Origin of the sequence: Streptomyces sp. NPDC050147, from assembly GCF_040660195.1 — a bacterium.
Lineage (GTDB): Bacteria > Actinomycetota > Actinomycetes > Streptomycetales > Streptomycetaceae > Streptomyces.
This window is the reverse complement of the sequence record NZ_JBFALJ010000024.1, coordinates 142,963-161,506: the sequence shown is the minus strand read 5'-3', so window position 1 is coordinate 161,506 and position 18,544 is coordinate 142,963. Positions and strand designations below refer to the sequence as shown.

Here is an 18,544-nt window from a genome sequence, read left to right as displayed (position 1 = left end):
GGCGTTGACTTTTGGCACGCTGTTGAGTTCTCAAGGAACGGACGCTTCCTTTGTACTCACCCTCTCGGGCTTTCCTCCGGGCGCTTCCCTTCGGTATTTCGTGTTTCCAACCTTACCAGATCCGTTTTCCGTTCCGTTTCCGGTTCGGATTTCATTTCCGGTGGCCGTTGGAGGGCCTTTGCCTTTCGGCGTGTTCACTACGTTAGCGGATTCCCTCCGCAACTCATAATCGAGTTCCGCGAGTTCGAATTCCGGCATGCGAGCATGCGAAATGCGCCCCCGCTGAGGGGAAGTCGTAGGTAGTGGTTGGCCGCTCCCGGTTGCCGGCAGATTGCCGTACCCGGGTCAAGCGGCTCGGACTACATTACGGTCCGCCCAGGGCCGCGTCAAGTTCGGCGGCGGCGGGGCGTGTGGGCTCGATAGGGGCTCACCGTCGGGTCGTTGGGCGCCCAGAAGCGCCAGGGATGGACGGCGCCGTCGCCGCCGACTCCCGTACGCGGGCCACTGCTGACCTGGGCGGGGTCCATGGGGGTGCCCGCGAGGAGAGTGAGGGGGGCGTCCCCTCCCGCGCAGAGGTCGGAGCCGTTCAGACTGCGGTCCACGTCGAGGGCTGTGGCCAGGCGGGCCGGGCCTTTGGCCAGTTCCCTGTCATTGCGGGCCGAGAGTCGACGCTTGCGGGCGATGTCGGCGCCGGTCGTGATCTCCCCGGCCCGGAGCAGGACTCCGCTCGCCTTGCCTTCCGGACCACACACGACGTTGAGGCAGTGCCACATGCCGTAGGTGAAGTAGACGTAGGCGTATCCGGGCGGACCGAACATCACGCTGTTGCGGGCGGTGGGGCCGCGATAGGCGTGCGACCCCGGGTCGGCCTCGCCCGCGTAGGCCTCCACCTCTGTCAGGCGCAGCTCGATCGGACCCTCCGGTGAGCTGCGCACGAGGATGCGGCCCAGCAGATCCGGTGCCACGTCGAGGACAGGGCGCTCAAAGAAGTCATGGGTAAGGGGCGTACGGTCAGGGGCCTCGATCATGGCGTCCGAGCGTACTGGAGAGAGTCCGTGTGAGCGGGTGGTCTCCTGCTGGACGGATCGCCAGGTGAGGACGCGGAACCGGATGTGGGTTCACCGCGTTTGTATGGATCAAGGATTCAAGTCGAGACGAACCACAGGCGGGGCCTGGGGAGGAGAGTCATGGGGTTCAAGAAGCTGCTTGCGAGCCTGGGGGCCGGCGGTGCGTCGGTGGAGACGGTGCTGACCGAGGTCAACGTCGTACCGGGTGGTGTCGTCCAGGGTGAGGTGCGGATCCAGGGCGGGTCCGTGGACCAGGAGATCGAGGGTCTCTCCGTCGGTCTGCAGGCGCGGGTCGAGGTCGAGGGCAACGACCAGGAGACGAAGCAGGACATCGAGTTCACCAAGCTGCGGCTCGGTGGGGCCTTCACGCTTCAGGCGGGCCAGGTGCACGCGGTGCCGTTCGGGCTCGAGATCCCCTGGGAGACGCCGGTCACCTCCATCGACGGGCAGCAGCTGCGCGGGATGAACATCGGTGTGACCACCGAGCTCGAGATCGCGCGGGCCGTGGACTCCGGCGACCTGGACCCCGTCAACGTGCACCCGCTGCCGGCGCAGCAGGCCATCCTCGACGCGTTCGTCCAGCTGGGCTTCCGCTTCAAGAGTGCGGACATGGAGCGGGGTCACATCCGTGGCACGCGGCAGAAGCTGCCGTTCTACCAGGAGATCGAGTTCTTCCCGCCGCAGCAGTACCGCGGGCTCAACCAGGTCGAGTTGAGCTTCGTTGCCGACGACCGCGAGATGGACGTCATCCTGGAGATGGACAAGAAGCCGGGCCTCTTCAGTGAGGGCAGCGACTCGTTCCGGTCGTTCAAGGTCGGTCTGAACGACTTCCAGGGCACGGACTGGGCGGCGTACCTCAACGAGTGGCTGTCCCAGGTCGGCAGCAAGCGCAACTGGTCCTAGGCTCGGGAGAGCAGAGCTGTAGAGCTGCCGACGAGTAGGAACCAACCAGGAGGTGCCGACGTGACCGAGCTCAAGAGGCCGCCGCTTCCGCATGACTTCCATCCGCCCGTGCCGTCGTTCACGGTCGTGAGCGAGGACTTCGAGCCGGGTGCGGTCCTTAAGGACGCTCAGGTCCAGGCGGCCGGGAACACCTCGCCGCATCTGCGGTGGGAAGGCTTCCCGCCGGAGACCAAGAGCTTCGCCGTGACGTGCTTCGACCCGGACGCCCCCACGGGCAGCGGGTTCTGGCACTGGTCCGTCATCGACATCCCGGTGTCGGTGACCGAACTGCCCACCGGTGCGGGCAGCGGCAAGTTCGAGGGGCTGCCCGAGGGCGCGGTGCAGGTGCGCAACGACTACGGGGCGAAGGAATTCGGGGGCGCCGCGCCGCCTCCCGGTGATCCGGCGCACCGTTATGTGTTCACCGTGTACGCGGTGGACCAGGAGAAGCTCGGGCCGGACTCCGACGCTTCGCCTGCCGTCGTCGGATTCAACCTCCGGTTCCACACGCTGGGGCGTGCGCAAGTCCTTGCCGAGTACGCGGCTCCCGCCGACAGCTGAGCGTTCACTGAACGTTTGCCCGCCCCTGGTCATGGAAGTGATCAGGGGCGGGCATTTTTATTGCGTTGTCCATCTCGGCGTGCCCGGCCAAAGTTGATCCCGACCCGCCGGGGGTGGGTCGGTGTGGATACGGGAGGTGGGCGAAATGCGGGACACGCTGGTACTGAACGCGAGCTTCGAGCCGCTGTCGACGGTGACGCTGAACCGTGCCGTCGTGCTGGTGCTGCAGGACAAGGCAGTCGTCGAGCACGCCCACCCCGGACTCCGTGTGCGCGCGGCAGCGGTCGAGATACCGGTGCCTCGGGTGATCAGGCTCTGCAGGTATGTACGGGTGCCTTTCCGAAGACGGGCTCCCTGGTCGCGGCGGGGTGTTCTCGTACGGGACCAGCACAAGTGCGCGTACTGCGGGAGGCGGGCGACGACCGTGGACCACGTGGTGCCGCGGGCACAGGGCGGTACGGACTCCTGGCTGAACACGGTCGCTTCGTGCGCGACGGACAATCACCGCAAGGCGGACCGTACGCCTGAGGAGGCCGGGATGCCCTTGTTGCGGCAGCCCTTTGAGCCGACTCCCGCGGACGCCATGCTGCTGGCACTGGGCCGGAACGAGTTGGCGGCGCTGCCGGAGTGGCTGGCGGCGCCTGCCGCGTAGCCGCCCGGCCCTGGCTGAGCGCGCAGTTCCCCGCGCCCCTTCGGGGCGCGGGTTTCTTGCGTCAGTCGATCGGCGGCTGTTCGCGGCGCTCCTTGCCCTGTGCGGGCACCGAACCGCCGCCGCCCCCCATGGGGCCGAAGTTGCCGAGTGCGCCACCGAGGCCCTTGAGTGCGTCGCCGATCTCGCTGGGGACGATCCAGAGCTTGTTCGCGTCGCCCTCGGCGATCTTCGGGAGCATCTGGAGGTACTGGTACGCGAGGAGCTTCTGGTCCGCGTCACCGGCGTGGATGGACTCGAAGACCGTGCGGATCGCCTGGGCCTCGCCCTCGGCGCGCAGGGCCGCGGCTTTCGCCTCACCCTCGGCACGCAGGATCGCGGACTGCTTCTCGCCTTCGGCGCGCAGGATCTCCGACTGCCGTACACCTTCGGCCTGGAGGATCGCGGCGCGCTTGTCGCGGTCGGCGCGCATCTGCTTCTCCATCGAGTCCTGGATGGAGGTCGGCGGCTCGATCGCCTTGAGCTCGACGCGGTTGACGCGGATGCCCCACTTGCCGGTGGCCTCGTCGAGGACGCCGCGCAGCGCCGCGTTGATCTCCTCGCGGGAGGTCAGGGTCCGCTCGAGGTCCATGCCACCGATGATGTTGCGCAGCGTGGTGACGGTGAGCTGCTCGATCGCCTGGATGTAGCTGGCGACCTCGTACGTCGCGGCGCGGGCGTCGGTCACCTGGTAGTAGATGACGGTGTCGATGTTCACCACGAGGTTGTCCTGGGTGATCACCGGCTGGGGCGGGAAGGGTACGACCTGTTCACGGAGGTCGATGCGGTTGCGGATCGAGTCGATGAACGGGACGACGATGTTCAGGCCCGCGTTCAGCGTCCGTGTGTAGCGGCCGAAACGCTCGACGATCGCCGCGCTGGCCTGCGGGATGACCTGGATCGTCTTGATCAGGGCGATGAAGACCAGCACCACCAGAATGATCAGGACGATGATGATTGGTTGCATCGTTGTTTCCCCGTACCCCTCTTGCCTCGGTTTTCCCCGGCAGATCCGCAGAGCCAGAACGCGGTCGGCGAAGATCTTGCTGGTCGAGTCTGTCAGACCGTCGCACACCCCGTGGTCGAATCACATGACGATGGCCGTCACATGACGATGGCGGTCGCTCCGTCGATCTCGACGACATCCACCTCGCGTCCCGCCTCGTAGCTCTCGGCGGTGTCGAGCGAGCGGGCCGACCAGACCTCGCCGGCGAGCTTGATCCGGCCGCCGGAGGCGTCGACGCGTTCCAGGACGACGGCAGTCTTGCCCTTCAAGGCCTCCACTCCCGTGGCCAGTTCGGGCCGTTGGGCACGGTGTCTCGCCGCAACGGGGCGCACGACCGCGATGAGCGCGACCGACACCGCGGCGAATACGACGACTTGGAGCACGGTGCCGCCGCCGAGGCCCGCGGTCACGGCGCCCGCGACGGCGCCCACGGAGAGCATGCCGAACTCCGGCATCGCGGTCAGTACGAGCGGGATTCCGAGCGCGGCGGCGCCGATCAGCCACCACACCCATGCGTCGATGTCCACATGGTCATGGTAGGACCGCGGGACCTTCCCGCACAGGGCACGTGATCTACCGACCGGCGTGGGCCCGGCAGTTCGCGCCGGTGCCGGGTAGGCCGTCAGCCGAGCGGGAGACCCTGGGCGCTCCAGCGCTCGCCCCGCTCCTCGACCACCAGGGGCAGTCCGAAGCACAGGGAGAGGTTGCGGGAGGTCAGTTCGAGCTCCAGCGGGCCCGCGGCCATGATCTTGCCCTGGCGGATCATGAGGACGTGGGTGAAACCGGGGGCGATCTCCTCGACGTGGTGCGTGACCATGATCATCGAAGGGGCGATGGGGTCACGGGCCAGGCGGCCGAGGCGGCGTACGAGGTCTTCGCGGCCGCCGAGGTCGAGGCCCGCGGCGGGCTCGTCCAGGAGGAGCAGCTCGGGGTCGGTCATCAGGGCGCGCGCGATCAGGGTGCGCTTGCGCTCTCCCTCGGAGAGGGTGCCGAACTTGCGGTCCAGGTAGTCGCTCATGCCGAGGCGGTCGAGGAAGGCGCGGGCGCGCTGCTCGTCGACGTCCTCGTAGTTCTCGTGCCAGCCGGCGGTCATGCCGTACGCGGCCGTGAGCACTGTCTGGAGCACGGTCTGGTTCTTGGGCAGCTTCTCGGCCATCGCGATGCCGGCCACGCCGATGCGCGGGCGGAGCTCGAAGACGTCGGTGCCGGGCTTCCCCAGGGTCTCGCCGAGGATGGTGGCGGTTCCGGTGCTCGGGTAGAGGTAGCTGGACGCGACGTTCAGGAGGGTGGTCTTCCCCGCGCCGTTCGGTCCGAGGATGACCCAGCGCTCACCCTCCTTGACCGACCAGGAGACCTGGTCCACCAGAGCCCGGCCCTCGCGGACCACGGATACGTCCTCCAGCTCCAGTACATCGCTCATGAGCGCGTTGTCTCCCATTGCAGTCTCGGCTTTCGCTTGCGTCTGTGGACGCAGTCCCCTGGGAGAAAACCTACGCCACCGGTCGAGCACTCCAGCCCTTAGCCCGGTCCTTAGGCTGTACGCATGCTCTCGGAACCACGCTCAGGACGCTTGGCGGCATGGGGAAATGCCCTTCTTGCCGGACTTGTCTCACCGGACGACGCGGTGCTCGCGATCGTCGGTGACGACGCCGTACACCGGGTCGAAGGTCTTCCCGGCGAGTCGGGGCCCGTCGGTCTCACGCTCGCCCTCGGACGACTGCGCACGCTCGGAGTGACCGGGTTCCGGGTCGCGCTGCCCGCGCCGGGGCATCCGCTCGGGCTGAGCGGGCCGCCCGACTTCAACGCGCGGGCCCTGGACGCGGAGGAGGCGGTCGTCGCCTTCGGGGCGCCGTACGGCCTCGTGCCCGAGGTGTCCGAGGCGGGGCCCGCCGGTGATGTGCACGTGGAGGTCCTCTGGCACTGCCTGCCCGTTCGGGAGGCGCCGCCCGCCGATGTGCCCTCGCTGAGCGAGGCGGAGCGTGAGCTCGCCGAGGCGCTGCGGGATGCGACGGCAGTGCTCTCACGGCTCGACGTCGCGGGCTCGGGGCCGGTCGCCGAGGCGGCGGTGGACGCGTACCGGGCGCGGGCGGAGCGCGGGCGTGAGGCGCTCGCGCCCGGATATCCGGCACGTGCCGTACGGGTGTTGGAGCTGGCGCAGCGGGTCGGCCTGCTGATCTCGGTGGCGTACGAGAACGGCCATGGCGGGGCCGTGAGCGCCTCGGAGATGGCGGCGCGGGGTGAGGCGCTCCGGCCGGTGGAACGGACGGCACGGCGGGCACAGGTGGCCGCGTACAACGCTTATGTGGAGGAGCGGGAGCGGTAGCCCTGGGGGCGCCTGGGCGGTTCCTGGGTGCGCCTTCGGCCGCGGGTGTTCCGTGGCTTGTCGCGCCCACGCGGCGGAGCCGCATATCGATACAGCCCCGCGCCCCTACGGGGCGGCCCCTCGGCGCCCCCAGGACGCCGGACCGGCCCCCCGGGATTTTCGAGGGGCCGGTAGTCACTGCTGCGCCTGGGGGATGCGTCAGGCGTTGAGACCGTCGTTCGCGAAGGCCGGGTTGAGGGCGCCGATGACCGACACGGTGTTGCCCACGGCGTTCACGGGGATGTGCACAGGCGCCTGGACGAGGTTGCCCGAGCCGACGCCCGGCGACTGCACGGCCTTGCCGTCGGCGTGCGCGCCGCCCGAGGCGGACGCGAGACCGGCACCGGCGACGACGAGGCCACCCGCCACCATCGTGACAGCAGCGGCCTTCTTCAGGTTCTTCACTTCTGGACCCTCCTAGCGATCGCTGCGGCCAGCCGCCGCAGCACGCACTGGAGAACGGCCGGGCGGCGCGCAGGTTGCGCCATACGAGGGACATCTACACGACGGTATGAATCTCAGCCCGGAACGCGACGGCCCGCTTCGGCGGTTGACGGAGTGCGCAGAAACGTTAATCAGCCGGTCACACCGTGTCGTACGGCCCACAGGGCGGCCTGGGTGCGGTCGGCGAGGTCCAGCTTCATCAGGATGTTCGAGACGTGGGTCTTGACGGTCTTCTCGGAGAGCACGAGGGCCCGCGCGATCTCGCGGTTCGAGCGGCCGTCGGCGATGAGCCCCAGGACCTCGCGCTCCCGCTCGGTGAGCGAACCGCCCCTCCCCTGCCCCGTGTTGGCCTCCTCCTGGGACAGCAGCGCCCCCGCCACCTCGGGCTGGAGCAGCACATGCCCCGCGTGCACGGAACGGATGGCACCCGCGAGAGCGTCCGGGTCCACGTCCTTGTAGACATACCCGGCGGCACCGGCTCGCAGGGCCGGGACGACCGTGCGCTGCTCGGTGAAGCTGGTGACGATGAGCACGCGCGCGGGGTTGGCCAGTTCGCGGAGCTTCCGCAGCGCCTCGACCCCGTCCATGCCCGGCATCTTGACGTCCATGAGGACGACGTCCGGCTTCAACTTCTCGGCCTGCTCGACCCCTTCGGCGCCGTCCGACGCCTCGCCCACGACCTCGATGTCGTCCTGCACCTCGAGGAACGTACGCAGACCGCGGCGGACCACCTGGTGGTCGTCGACCAGCAGCACCCGGATGCCCGTCTTCGGGTCGGGCTTCGGATGGGACACAGCGTCAGCCACCGGGAACCTCCATCTCGATCGTCGTGCCCTTGCCGGGCTCCGATTCCACGGTCAGCCGTCCGCCGACCCCGCCGGCCCTGTCCCGCATCGAGACCAGGCCCAAGTGCCGCCCCGCGCGCCGGATCACGCGCGGGTCGAAGCCACTGCCGTCGTCCGAGACCCGCAGCACGGCTCCGGCGCCGCGCCGCACCAGGGTCACGCGGACGCTTTCCGCGCCGGAGTGCCGCAAGGCATTGTGCAGCGCCTCCTGGGCGACGCGCAGCATCGCTTCCTCCTGGGCCGCGGGCAAGGCGCGGACCGCGCAACTCTCGAAGGTGACCGCGGCGGAATGCGCGCGGTCCAGGACCTGCGTGTGCGTGCGCAAGGTGGCCACCAGACCGTCCTCGTCCAGGGCCGCGGGGCGCAATTCCACGACGGCGGCGCGCAGTTCGTCAGCCGCCTCGGCCGCGAGCGCGGCCACCTGCTGGAGTTCGCCCTTGGCGCGCGAGGGGTCGCGGTCCACCAGGGCGGCCGCGGCCTGGGCGGTCAGGCGCAGCGAGAACAGCTTCTGGCTGACGGCGTCATGCAGTTCGTGGGCGAGGCGCGAGCGCTCCTCGGCGATGGTCAGCTCGCGGCTGCGTTCGTAAAGGCGTGCGTTCGTGAGGGCTATCGCGGCGTGCTGGGCGAGGATCGTGAGGAGCTCTTCGTCCTCCGCGGTGAAGCCGCAGCCGCCCGTCGGCTTGGGACACCTCTTGTTGGCGAGGAAGAGCACGCCGAGTGTCTCGTCCCCGTACCGGATCGGCAGGCCCAGGAAGTCGGACATGTCCGGGTGGGCGGACGGCCAGCCCTCGAAGCGCGGGTCCTCGCGCACGTCGGCGAGGCGCTCGGGCTCGGCCTTGTGCAGCATCGCGGCGAGGATGCCGTGCTGGCGGGGCAGCGGGCCGATGGCGCGCCACTGCTCGTCGCTGACGCCGTCGACGACGAACTGGGCGAACCCGCCGTGGTCGTCCGGGACGCCGAGCGCCGCATACTCCGCGTCGAGCAGTTCGCGGGCCGAGGCGACGATCGTCTTCAGGACGTCGCGCACCTCGAGTTGCCTGCTCATGGCCAAGAGCGCGGAGCTCACCGCGTTCAGGCCGGACCGGGGACCTTGACTCATGGCCTCACCGTACCGGCGGGGTGTGACAGCGCGTATCGGACCTGTGATGGCCATCGCCTAGGGCGGTGGGCGTAGGCCCAAGGGCCCTGCGCTGTTGCGGCCGGCGCACGAGGCGCCTGGAGCGGACCCGTTCCTACCGTGAGGTCATCCGCTGGAGAAGCGGACGCAGGGCGACCCGAGGGGACGGATGTCATGCCGGTAGCGATCATCACGGGGGCTTCGAAGGGACTGGGGCGCGCGCTGGCGGCGGCGCTCGCCGAGCGGGGCTGGGGTCTGGTGCTCGACGCGAGAACGGCCGGCGCGCTCGACGAGGCCGCCCGGGATCTGGCGGGGCGCGGCGCGCGCGTGGAGGCCGTCGCCGGTGATGTCACGGACGCCGGGCACCGGGCGGATCTGGTGGCCGCGGCGCGCAAGCTGGGCGGTCTCGATCTGCTGGTGAACAACGCGAGCGCGCTGGGCGCGGAGCCTCTCGTACGGCTTGAGGAGCTCACGCTGGAGGGGTTGCGGCAGGCTCTGGAGACCAACGTCGTGGCGGCTCTGGGTCTTGTGCAAGAGGCGTTGCCCCTGTTGCGGGCCTCGGAGGCGGGGGCTGTGGTCGACGTCAGCTCCGACGCGGCCGTCGAGGCGTACGAGACGTGGGGTGGGTACGGGGCGTCCAAGGCCGCTCTTGATCATCTGTCGGCGGTTCTCGCCGTGGAGGAACCGTGGCTCCGGGTGTGGGCGGTCGATCCCGGTGACATGCGGACCGATCTCTACGAGGCGGCTGTCCCGGACGATGACGCCTCGGGGCGGCCCTTGCCCGAGACGGTGGTGCCCGCCCTCCTGCGGTTGCTCCACGAGCGCCCGGCCAGCGGGCGGTACTCCGCTCCTTCTCTGCTGGACGCCTCTTCCTCTGGGGAAGCGCGATGACGCTGGCCGTGCGGGTGCCCGACGAGCTGGCGGCGCGCGTCCCGGCCGAGCAGCGTGGCCCGGGGCTCGGCAGGGACGCGGTGCGGCTGCTCGTGTCGCGCGGGACGGAGGTCTCCCATCACGCGTTCACGGACCTGCCCGCGCTGCTGCGGGCCGGGGACCTGCTGATCGTCAACACCTCGCCGACCCTGCCCGCGGCGGTCGACGGAACCGTCGGGCACGCGCGCGTGGTGGTGCATTTCTCGACGCGGGGTGACGACGGACGGTGGGCCGTCGAGTTGCGCGACCCGGATGGCAGGGGCACCACGCGCGCGCGGGCGGGCGGGCCCGCGCATACGGTCGTGCGGCTCCCCGCAGGCGTACGCCTGGTCGTCGAGGAGCCACTGGCCCCGGGGAGCGGGCGGCTGTGGTGGGCCCGGGTGTCGGCCGATGTGCCCTCGCTGCTGCGGCGGCACGGGCGCCCCATCCGTTACTCCTATACGGAGAGGGACCAGCCGCTCTCCGCGCACCAGACCGTGTTCGCGCTGCCGTCGGCCGACGGGACGGGCAGCGCGGAGATGCCGAGTGCGGCCCGGCCGTTCACCGCGGAGCTGGTGGCGCGGCTGGTGAGCCGGGGTGTGCAGTTCGCGCCGGTCACCCTGCACACGGGGGTGGCGTCGCCCGAGGCGCACGAGCCGCCGTATCCCGAGCTCTTCGCGGTGCCCGGAACGTCGGCGCGGCTGATCAACGCCGCCGGAGCAGGCGGCGGACGGGTCATCGCGGTCGGCACGACGGCCGTGCGCGCGGTCGAGTCCGCCACGGGGCCCGAAGGGGTGGTCCGGGCCGCAGCGGGCCGTACGGAGCTCGTGGTGACGCCCGAGCGGGGCGTGCGCGTGGTGGACGGGCTGCTCACGGGCCTGCACGAGCCGCAGGCCTCGCATCTGCTGATGCTGGAGGCGGTCGCGGGCCGGGCCGCCGTGGAGCGGGGTTACGCGGAGGCCGTACGCCGTCTCTACCTCTGGCACGAGTTCGGCGACGTACATCTCCTCCTTCCGGAGGAGTTTGCTCACTTAGAGAATTGCGACGGCAACTATCGGTGAGGTTGTTACGTGTCCGATGTGAGCCCGCGCATAGGACGTGCATCACGTACTAAGGTCCCTAGTGGACGGAAAGTCCATTTTGGGCGGAGGTGCTCTGCCGTCAGACCGGACAAAGCACACCCTGATCCACTACCCGGCATCGTACGTCACTGCTTTGCCACAGAATTTTGCGGCCGCTAACAATTGCACCGTCGCTCGGCGCCGCGGTCTCGCACCGCGGCGTTTGTGCCGGGTAAGCAAATGTCCCCGCCGGCCAGAGCGACCTCCGCGATTCGAAGAGGTCCATCCGCATGCCCAAGCTCAGCACCCCTGGTCATAGTCGCCCCGCGCCGACCAAGATCCAGAAGTTCTCGATCGCCGGTGTCGCCACGCTCGGCGCCGCTGCCCTCGCGTTCTCCCTCGTGCCGGGCAGCGCCGACGCCGGAACCGAAACCCAGAGCCTTGAGGCCGCCCCGGTGGCCCTCAAGCAGAACGTCGACGCCCAGCAGGCCGTCCACGCCGGTGTCATCAAGCAGCACAACACCGCCGACAAGAACGCCAAGGCCGCGAAGGCGAAGGCCGAGGCGGACGCCGCCGCGAAGAAGAAGGCCGACGAGGAAGCCGCGGCCAAGAAGAAGGCCGAGGACGAGCGCAAGGCCAAGGAAGCCGCGAGCCGTGCCGCCGCGCGCAAGCCGGTCTACGCCAACAACCTCGACGGCTGGATCCGCCAGTCCCTGGACATCATGAAGGCCAAGGGCATCCCCGGTTCCTACGAGGGCCTGCACCGCAACATCATCCGTGAGTCCGCGGGCGACCCGAACGCCAAGAACGGCTGGGACATCAACGCCATCAACGGCACCCCGTCCGTCGGCCTGCTCCAGGTCATCCAGCCCACGTTCGACGCGTACCACGTCGAGGGCACGTCCACGAACATCTACGACCCGGTCGCCAACATCACGGCCGCGGCCAACTACGCGGCCGACCGCTACGGCTCGATGGACAACGTGAACAGCGCCTACTGAGCCTGATCTCCTGATCAACGGACCTCTTCACCGAGGCTCGACAGACGCCGAAGGGCGGCACCCCACAGGGGTGCCGCCCTTCTCGTCGCTCTCAGGGGCCCGCTACTTGCGCATGACCTCCGGCTCGTGGCGGCGCAGCAGCCGTGCGACCGCGAAGCCGCAGGCGATGCCGATCAGGAGCAGGATCGTGATGTTCATGCCCCACTGGCCGGCCGAGTGCTCCCACAGCGGGTCGAGATCGCCCGGCTTCTTCGGGTCCCACGGCGGCATGAGGTGGGCGAGGTCCAGCGTGGCGCCCGCGCCGGCGATGGCCCAGCGCGACGGCATCAGCCAGGCGAACTGTTCGAGGCCCGGCGAGCCGTAGACCTGGAAGAGCACACCGGTGAAGACGACCTGGACGATCGCGAACATCACCAGGAGCGGCATGGTCTTCTCGGCGGTCTTCACCAGCGAGGAGATGACCAGGCCGAACATCATCGAGGTGAAGCCCAGGGCGATGATGACCAGGCAGATCTCGACGGCCGGGGGCATGATCAGGCCCTCTTCCGGCATGTCGCGCGTCGCGAAGCCGATGCCGCAGATGATGACGCCCTGGAAGGCCGTGATCAGGCCGAGGACGATGACCTTGGACATCAGGTACGCCGAGCGGGAGAGGCCGGTGGCCCGCTCCCGTTCGTAGATGACCCGTTCCTTGATCAGCTCTCGTACGGAGTTGGCCGCACCCGAGAAGCACATGCCGACCGCGAGGATCAGCATGATCGTTCCGGCGTCGCCGTTGAACTTCGACGGCGGCTTGGGGGGCCCGAGTCCGAAGTCGGCCGGGATCACGACGCTGACGATGCCGAGGACCGCGGGCAGGATCACCATCAGACCCAGGAAGCCCTTGTCGGAGGCGATCACCGAGGTGTAGCGGCGGATCAGGGTCCACAGCTGCGAGCCCCAGCCCTGCGGCTTGGGCGGCTTGATCGCCTGCGGCGGCGGCATGTGGACCGACTGCGCGGCCACGGCGTCGATGTCGGCGGCGTACATCTGGTAGTGCTGCGAGCCCTTCCAGCGGCCCGCCCAGTCGTAGTCGCGGTAGTTCTCGAACGCCGAGAAGACGTCCGCCCACGTCTGGTAGCCGAAGAAGTTGAGCGCTTCCTCCGGCGGACCGAAGTACGCGACCGAGCCGCCCGGCGCCATCACCAGGAGCTTGTCGCAGATCGCCAGCTCGGCGACGGAGTGCGTGACGACGAGGACCGTGCGGCCGTCGTCGGCGAGGCCGCGCAGGAGCTGCATGACGTCGCGGTCCATGCCCGGGTCGAGGCCGGAGGTCGGCTCGTCCAGGAAGATCAACGACGGCTTGGTGAGGAGCTCGAGGGCCACCGACACGCGCTTGCGCTGGCCACCGGAGAGGGAGGTGACCTTCTTCTCCTTGTGGATGTCCAGCTTCAGCTCGCGCAGCACCTCGTCGATGCGCTGCTGGCGCTCCTGCTCGCTGGTGTCCGAGGGGAAGCGCAGCTTGGCGGCGTACTTGAGGGCCTTCTTGACGGTCAGTTCCTTGTGCAGGATGTCGTCCTGCGGGACCAGACCGATGCGCTGGCGCAGCTCGGCGAACTGCTTGTAGAGGTTCCGGTTGTCGTAGAGGACGTCACCCTTGTTGGCTGGCCGGTAGCCGGTGAGCGCCTTGAGCAGGGTGGACTTTCCGGAGCCCGAGGGGCCGATGACCGCGATGAGCGACTTCTCGGGGACGCCGAAGGAGACGTCCTTGAGGATGTCCTTGCCGCCGTCGACCGTCACCGTCAGATGGCGGGCGGAGAAGGAGATCTCACCGGTGTCGACGAACTCTTCGAGCCGGTCGCCGACGAGCCGGAACGTCGAGTGGCCGACGCTGACGATGTCGTTCGGGCCGATGAGGGCCGTCCCCGACTTCGCGACCGGCTGACCGTTGATGTACGTGCCGTTGTGCGAGCCGAGGTCGTGGATCTCGAATCGGCCGTCCGGCGTGGCCGTGAACTCGGCGTGGTGCCGCGAGACCTGGAGGTCGGAGACGACCAGCTCGTTCTCCAGGGCACGGCCGATGCGCATCTTGCGGCCGAGCGAGAGCTGGTGGAACGTCGTCGGGCTGCGGTCTCCGTAGACCGGCGGGGCCCCCGCGACACCGCCGGAACCCGCGCCGGGGCCCTGCTGCTGCGGGACCTGCGGCTGCTGGGGCTGTTGAGGCTGCTGGTGATGAGCCTGCTTCTGGGGCTGCTGCCAGCCCTGCTGCTGGGGCATCTGCTGCTGCGCGTGGTGCTGCGGCGCCTGCTGCTGGGGTGCCTGGGCGGCCCAGCCGGGTCCGCCCTGCTGCTGCGCGTGGTGCTGCGGTGCCTGGTGTTGCGGCGCGGCCTGTGCCTGATGGGCGGCCTGCTGCGGCGCGGACACGGCGGCGGCGCCCGAGGCGCTGCCGGACACATTCAGCCGCGGACCGTCGGTCGCGTTGCCGAGGTTCACGGCCGAGCCGGGGCCGATTTCCATCTGGTGGATCCGCTGGCCCTGCACAAAGGTGCCGTTGGTGCTGCCGTGGTCCTCGATGACCCAACTGCGGCCGCTCCAGCTGATCGTGGCATGACGCCAGGACACCCTGGCGTCGTCAAGCGCGAGATCCCCCTGCGGATCACGTCCGAGGGTGTACGACCTGGACGGATCGAGCGTCCAGGTCCTTCCATTCAATTCCAGTACGAGTTCCGGCACTCCAGCCCCACTGAGTTGTCCCCCGAGCTAGCCCCCGTCATGGGGAGTCTAGGGATGTCGAACATCGGGAGGAACTATTTCAGGCGGAGGCCTCTGACCGAAAGTCGGGCCTTGTGAAGACTGCGTACGCACCGCCATGACCGCCCCGTTGACGGGGCAGAAACCGCCCCGGAGAGTAGTAACCGCCCATGAGTGCATACGGATCATGAGCATTGCGCACATCCCACGTATATCGGGTGGCGTGGTGCGAGTCGGGGGGTCCAGATGGAGACCGGCGGGAAGCGGGTTGAGGGCAGGGGCGTGCGGTGGGGCGATGTGCTGCTCTCCGCGATCGCCGCCGTGAGCTGGGCTCTTGTCGGCATGGCCGGTACGGCGGCGCTCGGTCTGCATCTTCTCGGCGCAAACGAGGTGGGGTCCCTGGGGCCGATGACGGCTGCCGTGGTGGCGCTCGGCGCGGGCGGCTCGGTCACCCCGTCCGGCGACGTGTCGGCGTTCGGCCTCGATGGCGCCGAGGCGACCACCGCGATCGACATCGCGCCGCTGGGCGTCGGGCTCGCGGGCGCGGTCCTCCTTGCGTATTTTTTCCTACGCTCCTTGCGCACGGCGGGAGTTGTGATCACGCCGGCCGAACTCGCCGCACGGGTGGGTACGGTGATCGCCCTCTTTCTCGCGATGCTCGGGGGGCTCGCGTGGGCGGGTCACGACATCATCACGATCGACGGTGACCAACTGGGGATCGACAAGGGCATCGGCGAGGGGATCGACCAGCTCCCCGACGACATCACGGACAAACTTCCCGACGGGCTCGGTGACATCGGCGGTCTGCTGCCCGACCGGCTCGGTGATCTCGCACAGGCGAAGGCGGCCGTCGGTTTCACCGTGGACACGGGTCCGACCCTGCTCGGGGGCGCGGCGTGGGTGATCGGAGTCCTGCTGATCGCGCTGCTCGCCTCACGTCGTACGCCGCTGCCGCGCGGGTGGGACGCTGTGCACCGCGTGGTGCGGCCTGCCGCGTCCGCGCTGGTCATGGTGGCGCTCGTGGCGGTGCTCGCCGGGCTCGCGGCGGCGCTGTACGCGATGATCGGCGACGCCCACCCCAAGCGGATCGCGGGCGCCGCGCTGCTCGGGGCGCCGAACGGGGTGTGGCTCGGGGTGCCGATCGGACTCTTCGTGCCGTGGGACGGCGAGGCGACGGGCGAGCTGGCGAAGCTTCTGCCGGATCCGCTGGACGACCTTCTGGCGGGGTCGGGGGCCGCGGGGAACGAGGCGGTGACGCTGGGGCGGCTCGCGGAGCTCGACAGCAGGGTCTGGCTCCTCGGCGTCGCGGCGGCGCTGATGATCCTGTTCGCGGGGGTGCTCACCGCTGCCCGCACTCCTTACTCACGTGGCGAGACGGGCGCCCTGCGGTTCGCTGGGCAGTGCGCGGTGCGGCTCGGCGTGCTGACGGCGCTCGCGCTGCCGTTGCTGGTGTGGCTCACGGGGGTGTCCGCGGACGCCTCGCTGTCGGTACTCGGCTTCGACGCGTTCGGGGCGGGGATCGAGCTGCACGGACAACTGGGGATGGCGTTGCTCCTCGGTGCGGCGTGGGGTGCGGGGGCGGGAGCGGTGGGGGCGTTGCTCGCTGTGGCGAGTGGGGCCGCGGGGGGACGGGTTTCGCCGTTCGCCTTCGCCGGGGAGGGGCCTGGGGTGGTGCCGGCCGCTGGGGTGGCGGCGGGGGCGGGGCAGGGCGGTGCGGGGCGCCTTGGTGCGGGGCAGGCCGGTGGGGGGCAGGGCGGTGCGGGGCAGGCCGGTGCGGGGCAGGCCGGTGCGGGGCAGCGCGGTGCGGGGCAGGCCGGTGCGGGGCAGCGCGGTGCGGGGCAGGCCGGGGCCGCGGGGCCGTACAGCCCCAGCGATCCGTATCGGCCCGCGAACCCCGACACCAATCCGTACCTCCGGCCGCCGCGTGATGTCTCCGGGGCGCCGACGGTGGTGGGACCGATCACTCCCCCGCCGCAGCCGAAGCCGCCCCGCTCTTCGGGCGACGGGGACTTGTTTCCGCCGCCTCCGCCGCCTCCGCCTCCCCCGCCTCCGCCGCCGGGGCGGGGGCGGGGGCAGGGGCCCTCGGGGGGCAGGGGACGGTAGTGGCCGCTTCTCCTTTGACCGCGGGGGTCACGTGACCGCCGGGTCCGACTGCGGGGTCCGACCGCGGGGTCCGACCGCGGGGTCCGACCGCGGGGTCCGACCGCGGGGTCCGACCGCGGGGTCCGACCGCGGGGTCCGGCAGGGGGGTCCGGCAGGGGGGTCCGGCAGGGGGGTCCGGCAGGGGGGTCCGGCAGGGGGGTCCGGCAGGGGCGTTCCTGTCCCGCCGCTTCGCGGCGGATGTCTCCCTCCCACCCACCCGATCACCCGGCAGCCGGTCGGGGCCGTCGAAGCACGGGGCGATCGGGTGGGTAGGAGGGGGGAGGAATCAGCCGTGAAGCGGCGGTCAAAGATCCTCGGCGGGGCAGCAGGCGAAGACGTGGGCCACCCCGTGCCCACCCCGGGGCCCTGTCCGGCCCGCGGACCACCCCGGCGGCCGGGCCGGGGCGCCGGATACGGTGTGCTCACCATGAGCGCTTCGCAGCCCCCGCAGCCCGCCGATGTCCCCACGCTCCTCGTCAAGATCTTCGGCAAGGACCGTCCCGGAATCACCGCAGGCCTCTTCGACACCCTCGCCGCCTACTCCGTCGACGTAGTCGACATCGAGCAGGTCGTCACCCGTGGCCGCATAGTGCTGTGCGCGCTCGTGACCGAGCCGCCGGCCGGCCTGGAGGGCGACCTGCGGTCCACCGTCCACAGCTGGGCCGAGTCCCTGAAGATGCAGGCCGAGATCATCTCGGGCATCGGCGACAACCGCCCGCGTGGCCTCGGCCGGTCCCACGTCACCGTGCTCGGCCACCCCCTGACCGCGGAGTCGACCGCCTCCATCGCGGCCAGCATCACCGCGACCGGCGGCAACATCGACCGTATCTTCCGGCTCGCCAAGTATCCCGTCACCGCGGTGGAGTTCGCCGTCTCCGGCACGGAGACCGAGCCGCTGCGCACCGCCCTCGCCCTGGAGGCCGCGAAGCTCGGCGTGGACGTGGCCGTCGTCGCCGCGGGTCTGCACCGCCGCGCCCAGCGGCTCATCGTGATGGACGTGGACTCGACCCTCATCCAGGACGAGGTGATCGAGCTCTTCGCGGCGCACGCGGGCTGCGAGGACAAGGTCGCCGAGGTGACCGAGGCCGCGATGCGCGGCGAACTGGACTTCGAGCAGTCCCTGCACGCGCGCGTGGAGCTCCTCGCCGGGCTCGACGCCTCGGTCGTCGACAAGGTCCGCACCGAGGTCCGCCTCACCCCCGGCGCCCGCACCCTCATCCGCACGCTCAAGCGCCTCGGCTACCAAGTGGGCGTCGTCTCGGGCGGGTTCACCCAGGTGACCGACGATCTGAAGGAACGTCTCGGCCTCGACTTCGCCCAGGCCAACACCCTGGAGATCGTCGACGGCAAGCTCACCGGCAAGGTGACCGGAGAGATCGTGGACCGTGCGGGCAAGGCCAGGCTGCTGCGCCGCTTCGCCGAGGAGGCCGGGGTCCCGCTGGAGCAGACCGTCGCGATCGGCGACGGCGCCAATGACCTCGACATGCTGAACGCGGCCGGTCTCGGTGTCGCCTTCAACGCCAAGCCGGTCGTCCGGGAGGCCGCACACACCGCGGTGAACGTCCCCTTCCTCGACACCGTCCTCTACCTCCTCGGGGTCACCCGCGAAGAGGTAGAGGCGGCGGACACGCACACCGACTGAGGTCGGGTCGACACCTTCCTCGTCGCG

General features: G+C 70.0%; 17 protein-coding genes. 9 read left to right on the top strand and 8 right to left on the bottom strand.

Features of this window, described 5'->3' with window-relative positions:
* Positions 1–386 precede the first annotated feature (386 nt).
* Positions 387–1,028: a DNA-3-methyladenine glycosylase gene (locus AB0I94_RS31325; protein ID WP_363313072.1), complete on the bottom strand. Its 642-nt coding sequence runs from the start codon at positions 1,026–1,028 to the stop codon at positions 387–389.
* Positions 1,029–1,187: 159 nt separating this feature from the next.
* On the opposite strand from AB0I94_RS31325, the gene AB0I94_RS31320 reads away from it, so the two are divergent.
* The 3 genes from AB0I94_RS31320 to AB0I94_RS31310 all read left to right on the top strand — a co-directional run bounded on the left by AB0I94_RS31320 (position 1,188) and on the right by AB0I94_RS31310 (position 3,222).
* Entirely contained in the window at positions 1,188–1,970 is a 783-nt protein-coding gene (locus tag AB0I94_RS31320) for a sporulation protein (RefSeq protein ID WP_363313071.1), read from the top strand.
* Positions 1,971–2,030: 60 nt separating this feature from the next.
* Positions 2,031–2,570 (top strand): YbhB/YbcL family Raf kinase inhibitor-like protein, encoded by a 540-nt coding sequence (locus tag AB0I94_RS31315; RefSeq protein ID WP_363313070.1) that lies wholly within the window; start codon positions 2,031–2,033, stop codon positions 2,568–2,570.
* Between the two features lie 145 nt (positions 2,571–2,715).
* Entirely contained in the window at positions 2,716–3,222 is a 507-nt protein-coding gene (locus AB0I94_RS31310; RefSeq protein WP_363313069.1) for an HNH endonuclease, read from the top strand.
* A gap of 61 nt (positions 3,223–3,283) precedes the next feature.
* On the opposite strand, the gene AB0I94_RS31305 is transcribed toward AB0I94_RS31310, so the two are convergent.
* The 3 genes from AB0I94_RS31305 to AB0I94_RS31295 all read right to left on the bottom strand — a co-directional run bounded on the left by AB0I94_RS31305 (position 3,284) and on the right by AB0I94_RS31295 (position 5,684).
* Positions 3,284–4,225, bottom strand: coding sequence for an SPFH domain-containing protein (locus AB0I94_RS31305; RefSeq protein ID WP_363313068.1), 942 nt, complete (start codon positions 4,223–4,225; stop codon positions 3,284–3,286).
* 137 nt (positions 4,226–4,362) lie between these two features.
* The gene (locus AB0I94_RS31300) at positions 4,363–4,791 is read right to left on the bottom strand and encodes an NfeD family protein (protein WP_363313067.1); all 429 of its coding nucleotides are present in this window, start codon (positions 4,789–4,791) and stop codon (positions 4,363–4,365) included.
* A 95-nt stretch (positions 4,792–4,886) separates the two neighbouring features.
* On the bottom strand, positions 4,887–5,684 hold the full coding sequence (locus tag AB0I94_RS31295; RefSeq protein ID WP_363313066.1) for an ABC transporter ATP-binding protein: 798 nt from the start codon (positions 5,682–5,684) through the stop codon (positions 4,887–4,889).
* A gap of 123 nt (positions 5,685–5,807) precedes the next feature.
* Between AB0I94_RS31295 and AB0I94_RS31290 the strand changes: the two genes are divergently transcribed.
* On the top strand, positions 5,808–6,587 hold the full coding sequence (locus tag AB0I94_RS31290) for a hypothetical protein (RefSeq protein WP_363313065.1): 780 nt from the start codon (positions 5,808–5,810) through the stop codon (positions 6,585–6,587).
* A gap of 198 nt (positions 6,588–6,785) precedes the next feature.
* Here the strand turns inward: AB0I94_RS31290 and AB0I94_RS31285 are convergent, their stop codons facing one another.
* The 3 genes from AB0I94_RS31285 to AB0I94_RS31275 form a co-directional block, all read right to left on the bottom strand.
* A complete protein-coding gene (locus AB0I94_RS31285) occupies positions 6,786–7,031 on the bottom strand; it encodes a chaplin (RefSeq protein WP_363313064.1) in 246 nt (81 codons plus the stop codon).
* 170 nt (positions 7,032–7,201) lie between these two features.
* Complete coding sequence (locus AB0I94_RS31280) at positions 7,202–7,876, bottom strand: response regulator transcription factor (RefSeq protein WP_363313063.1); 675 nt, start codon at positions 7,874–7,876, stop codon at positions 7,202–7,204.
* Positions 7,869–9,014, bottom strand: coding sequence for a GAF domain-containing sensor histidine kinase (locus AB0I94_RS31275; RefSeq protein ID WP_363313062.1), 1,146 nt, complete (start codon positions 9,012–9,014; stop codon positions 7,869–7,871). The genes AB0I94_RS31280 and AB0I94_RS31275 overlap by 8 nt, the downstream gene beginning before the upstream one ends.
* Before the next feature lie 192 nt (positions 9,015–9,206).
* Between AB0I94_RS31275 and AB0I94_RS31270 the strand changes: the two genes are divergently transcribed.
* The 3 genes from AB0I94_RS31270 (at position 9,207) to AB0I94_RS31260 (ending at position 12,003) form a co-directional block, all read left to right on the top strand.
* Positions 9,207–9,923: an SDR family oxidoreductase gene (locus AB0I94_RS31270; protein ID WP_363313061.1), complete on the top strand. Its 717-nt coding sequence runs from the start codon at positions 9,207–9,209 to the stop codon at positions 9,921–9,923.
* A complete protein-coding gene (locus AB0I94_RS31265) occupies positions 9,920–11,002 on the top strand; it encodes an S-adenosylmethionine:tRNA ribosyltransferase-isomerase (protein WP_363313060.1) in 1,083 nt (360 codons plus the stop codon). Before AB0I94_RS31270 ends, AB0I94_RS31265 begins: the two co-directional genes overlap by 4 nt.
* Positions 11,003–11,292: 290 nt before the next feature.
* Positions 11,293–12,003 carry a transglycosylase SLT domain-containing protein gene (locus tag AB0I94_RS31260; protein ID WP_363313059.1) on the top strand — a complete coding sequence of 237 codons (711 nt, stop codon included), beginning with the start codon at positions 11,293–11,295 and terminating at the stop codon, positions 12,001–12,003.
* Positions 12,004–12,105: 102 nt separating this feature from the next.
* Here AB0I94_RS31260 and AB0I94_RS31255 read toward each other — a convergent pair whose 3' ends face one another.
* A complete protein-coding gene (locus tag AB0I94_RS31255) occupies positions 12,106–14,715 on the bottom strand; it encodes an FHA domain-containing protein (RefSeq protein ID WP_363313058.1) in 2,610 nt (869 codons plus the stop codon).
* Between the two features lie 264 nt (positions 14,716–14,979).
* On the opposite strand from AB0I94_RS31255, the gene AB0I94_RS31250 reads away from it, so the two are divergent.
* Positions 14,980–16,836 (top strand): streptophobe family protein, encoded by a 1,857-nt coding sequence (locus AB0I94_RS31250; RefSeq protein ID WP_363313057.1) that lies wholly within the window; start codon positions 14,980–14,982, stop codon positions 16,834–16,836.
* 466 nt (positions 16,837–17,302) lie between these two features.
* Positions 17,303–18,517, top strand: a complete 1,215-nt coding sequence (gene serB, locus AB0I94_RS31245; RefSeq protein WP_363313056.1) for a phosphoserine phosphatase SerB — start codon at positions 17,303–17,305, stop codon at positions 18,515–18,517.
* Positions 18,518–18,544 lie beyond the last annotated feature (27 nt).

What these genes read in the sequence shown, in the direction of transcription:
- AB0I94_RS31295 (WP_363313066.1), bottom strand. Translation starts at nt 5,684, where the DNA reads ATGAGCGATGTACTGGAGCTGGAGGACGTATCCGTGGTCCGCGAGGGC.
- AB0I94_RS31270 (WP_363313061.1), top strand. Translation starts at nt 9,207, where the DNA reads ATGCCGGTAGCGATCATCACGGGGGCTTCGAAGGGACTGGGGCGCGCG.
- AB0I94_RS31305 (WP_363313068.1), bottom strand. Translation starts at nt 4,225, where the DNA reads ATGCAACCAATCATCATCGTCCTGATCATTCTGGTGGTGCTGGTCTTC.
- AB0I94_RS31275 (WP_363313062.1), bottom strand. Translation starts at nt 9,014, where the DNA reads ATGAGTCAAGGTCCCCGGTCCGGCCTGAACGCGGTGAGCTCCGCGCTC.
- AB0I94_RS31260 (WP_363313059.1), top strand. Translation starts at nt 11,293, where the DNA reads ATGCCCAAGCTCAGCACCCCTGGTCATAGTCGCCCCGCGCCGACCAAG.
- AB0I94_RS31320 (WP_363313071.1), top strand. Translation starts at nt 1,188, where the DNA reads ATGGGGTTCAAGAAGCTGCTTGCGAGCCTGGGGGCCGGCGGTGCGTCG.
- AB0I94_RS31265 (WP_363313060.1), top strand. Translation starts at nt 9,920, where the DNA reads ATGACGCTGGCCGTGCGGGTGCCCGACGAGCTGGCGGCGCGCGTCCCG.
- AB0I94_RS31250 (WP_363313057.1), top strand. Translation starts at nt 14,980, where the DNA reads ATGGAGACCGGCGGGAAGCGGGTTGAGGGCAGGGGCGTGCGGTGGGGC.
- AB0I94_RS31290 (WP_363313065.1), top strand. Translation starts at nt 5,808, where the DNA reads ATGCTCTCGGAACCACGCTCAGGACGCTTGGCGGCATGGGGAAATGCC.
- serB (WP_363313056.1), top strand. Translation starts at nt 17,303, where the DNA reads ATGAGCGCTTCGCAGCCCCCGCAGCCCGCCGATGTCCCCACGCTCCTC.
- AB0I94_RS31310 (WP_363313069.1), top strand. Translation starts at nt 2,716, where the DNA reads ATGCGGGACACGCTGGTACTGAACGCGAGCTTCGAGCCGCTGTCGACG.
- AB0I94_RS31325 (WP_363313072.1), bottom strand. Translation starts at nt 1,028, where the DNA reads ATGATCGAGGCCCCTGACCGTACGCCCCTTACCCATGACTTCTTTGAG.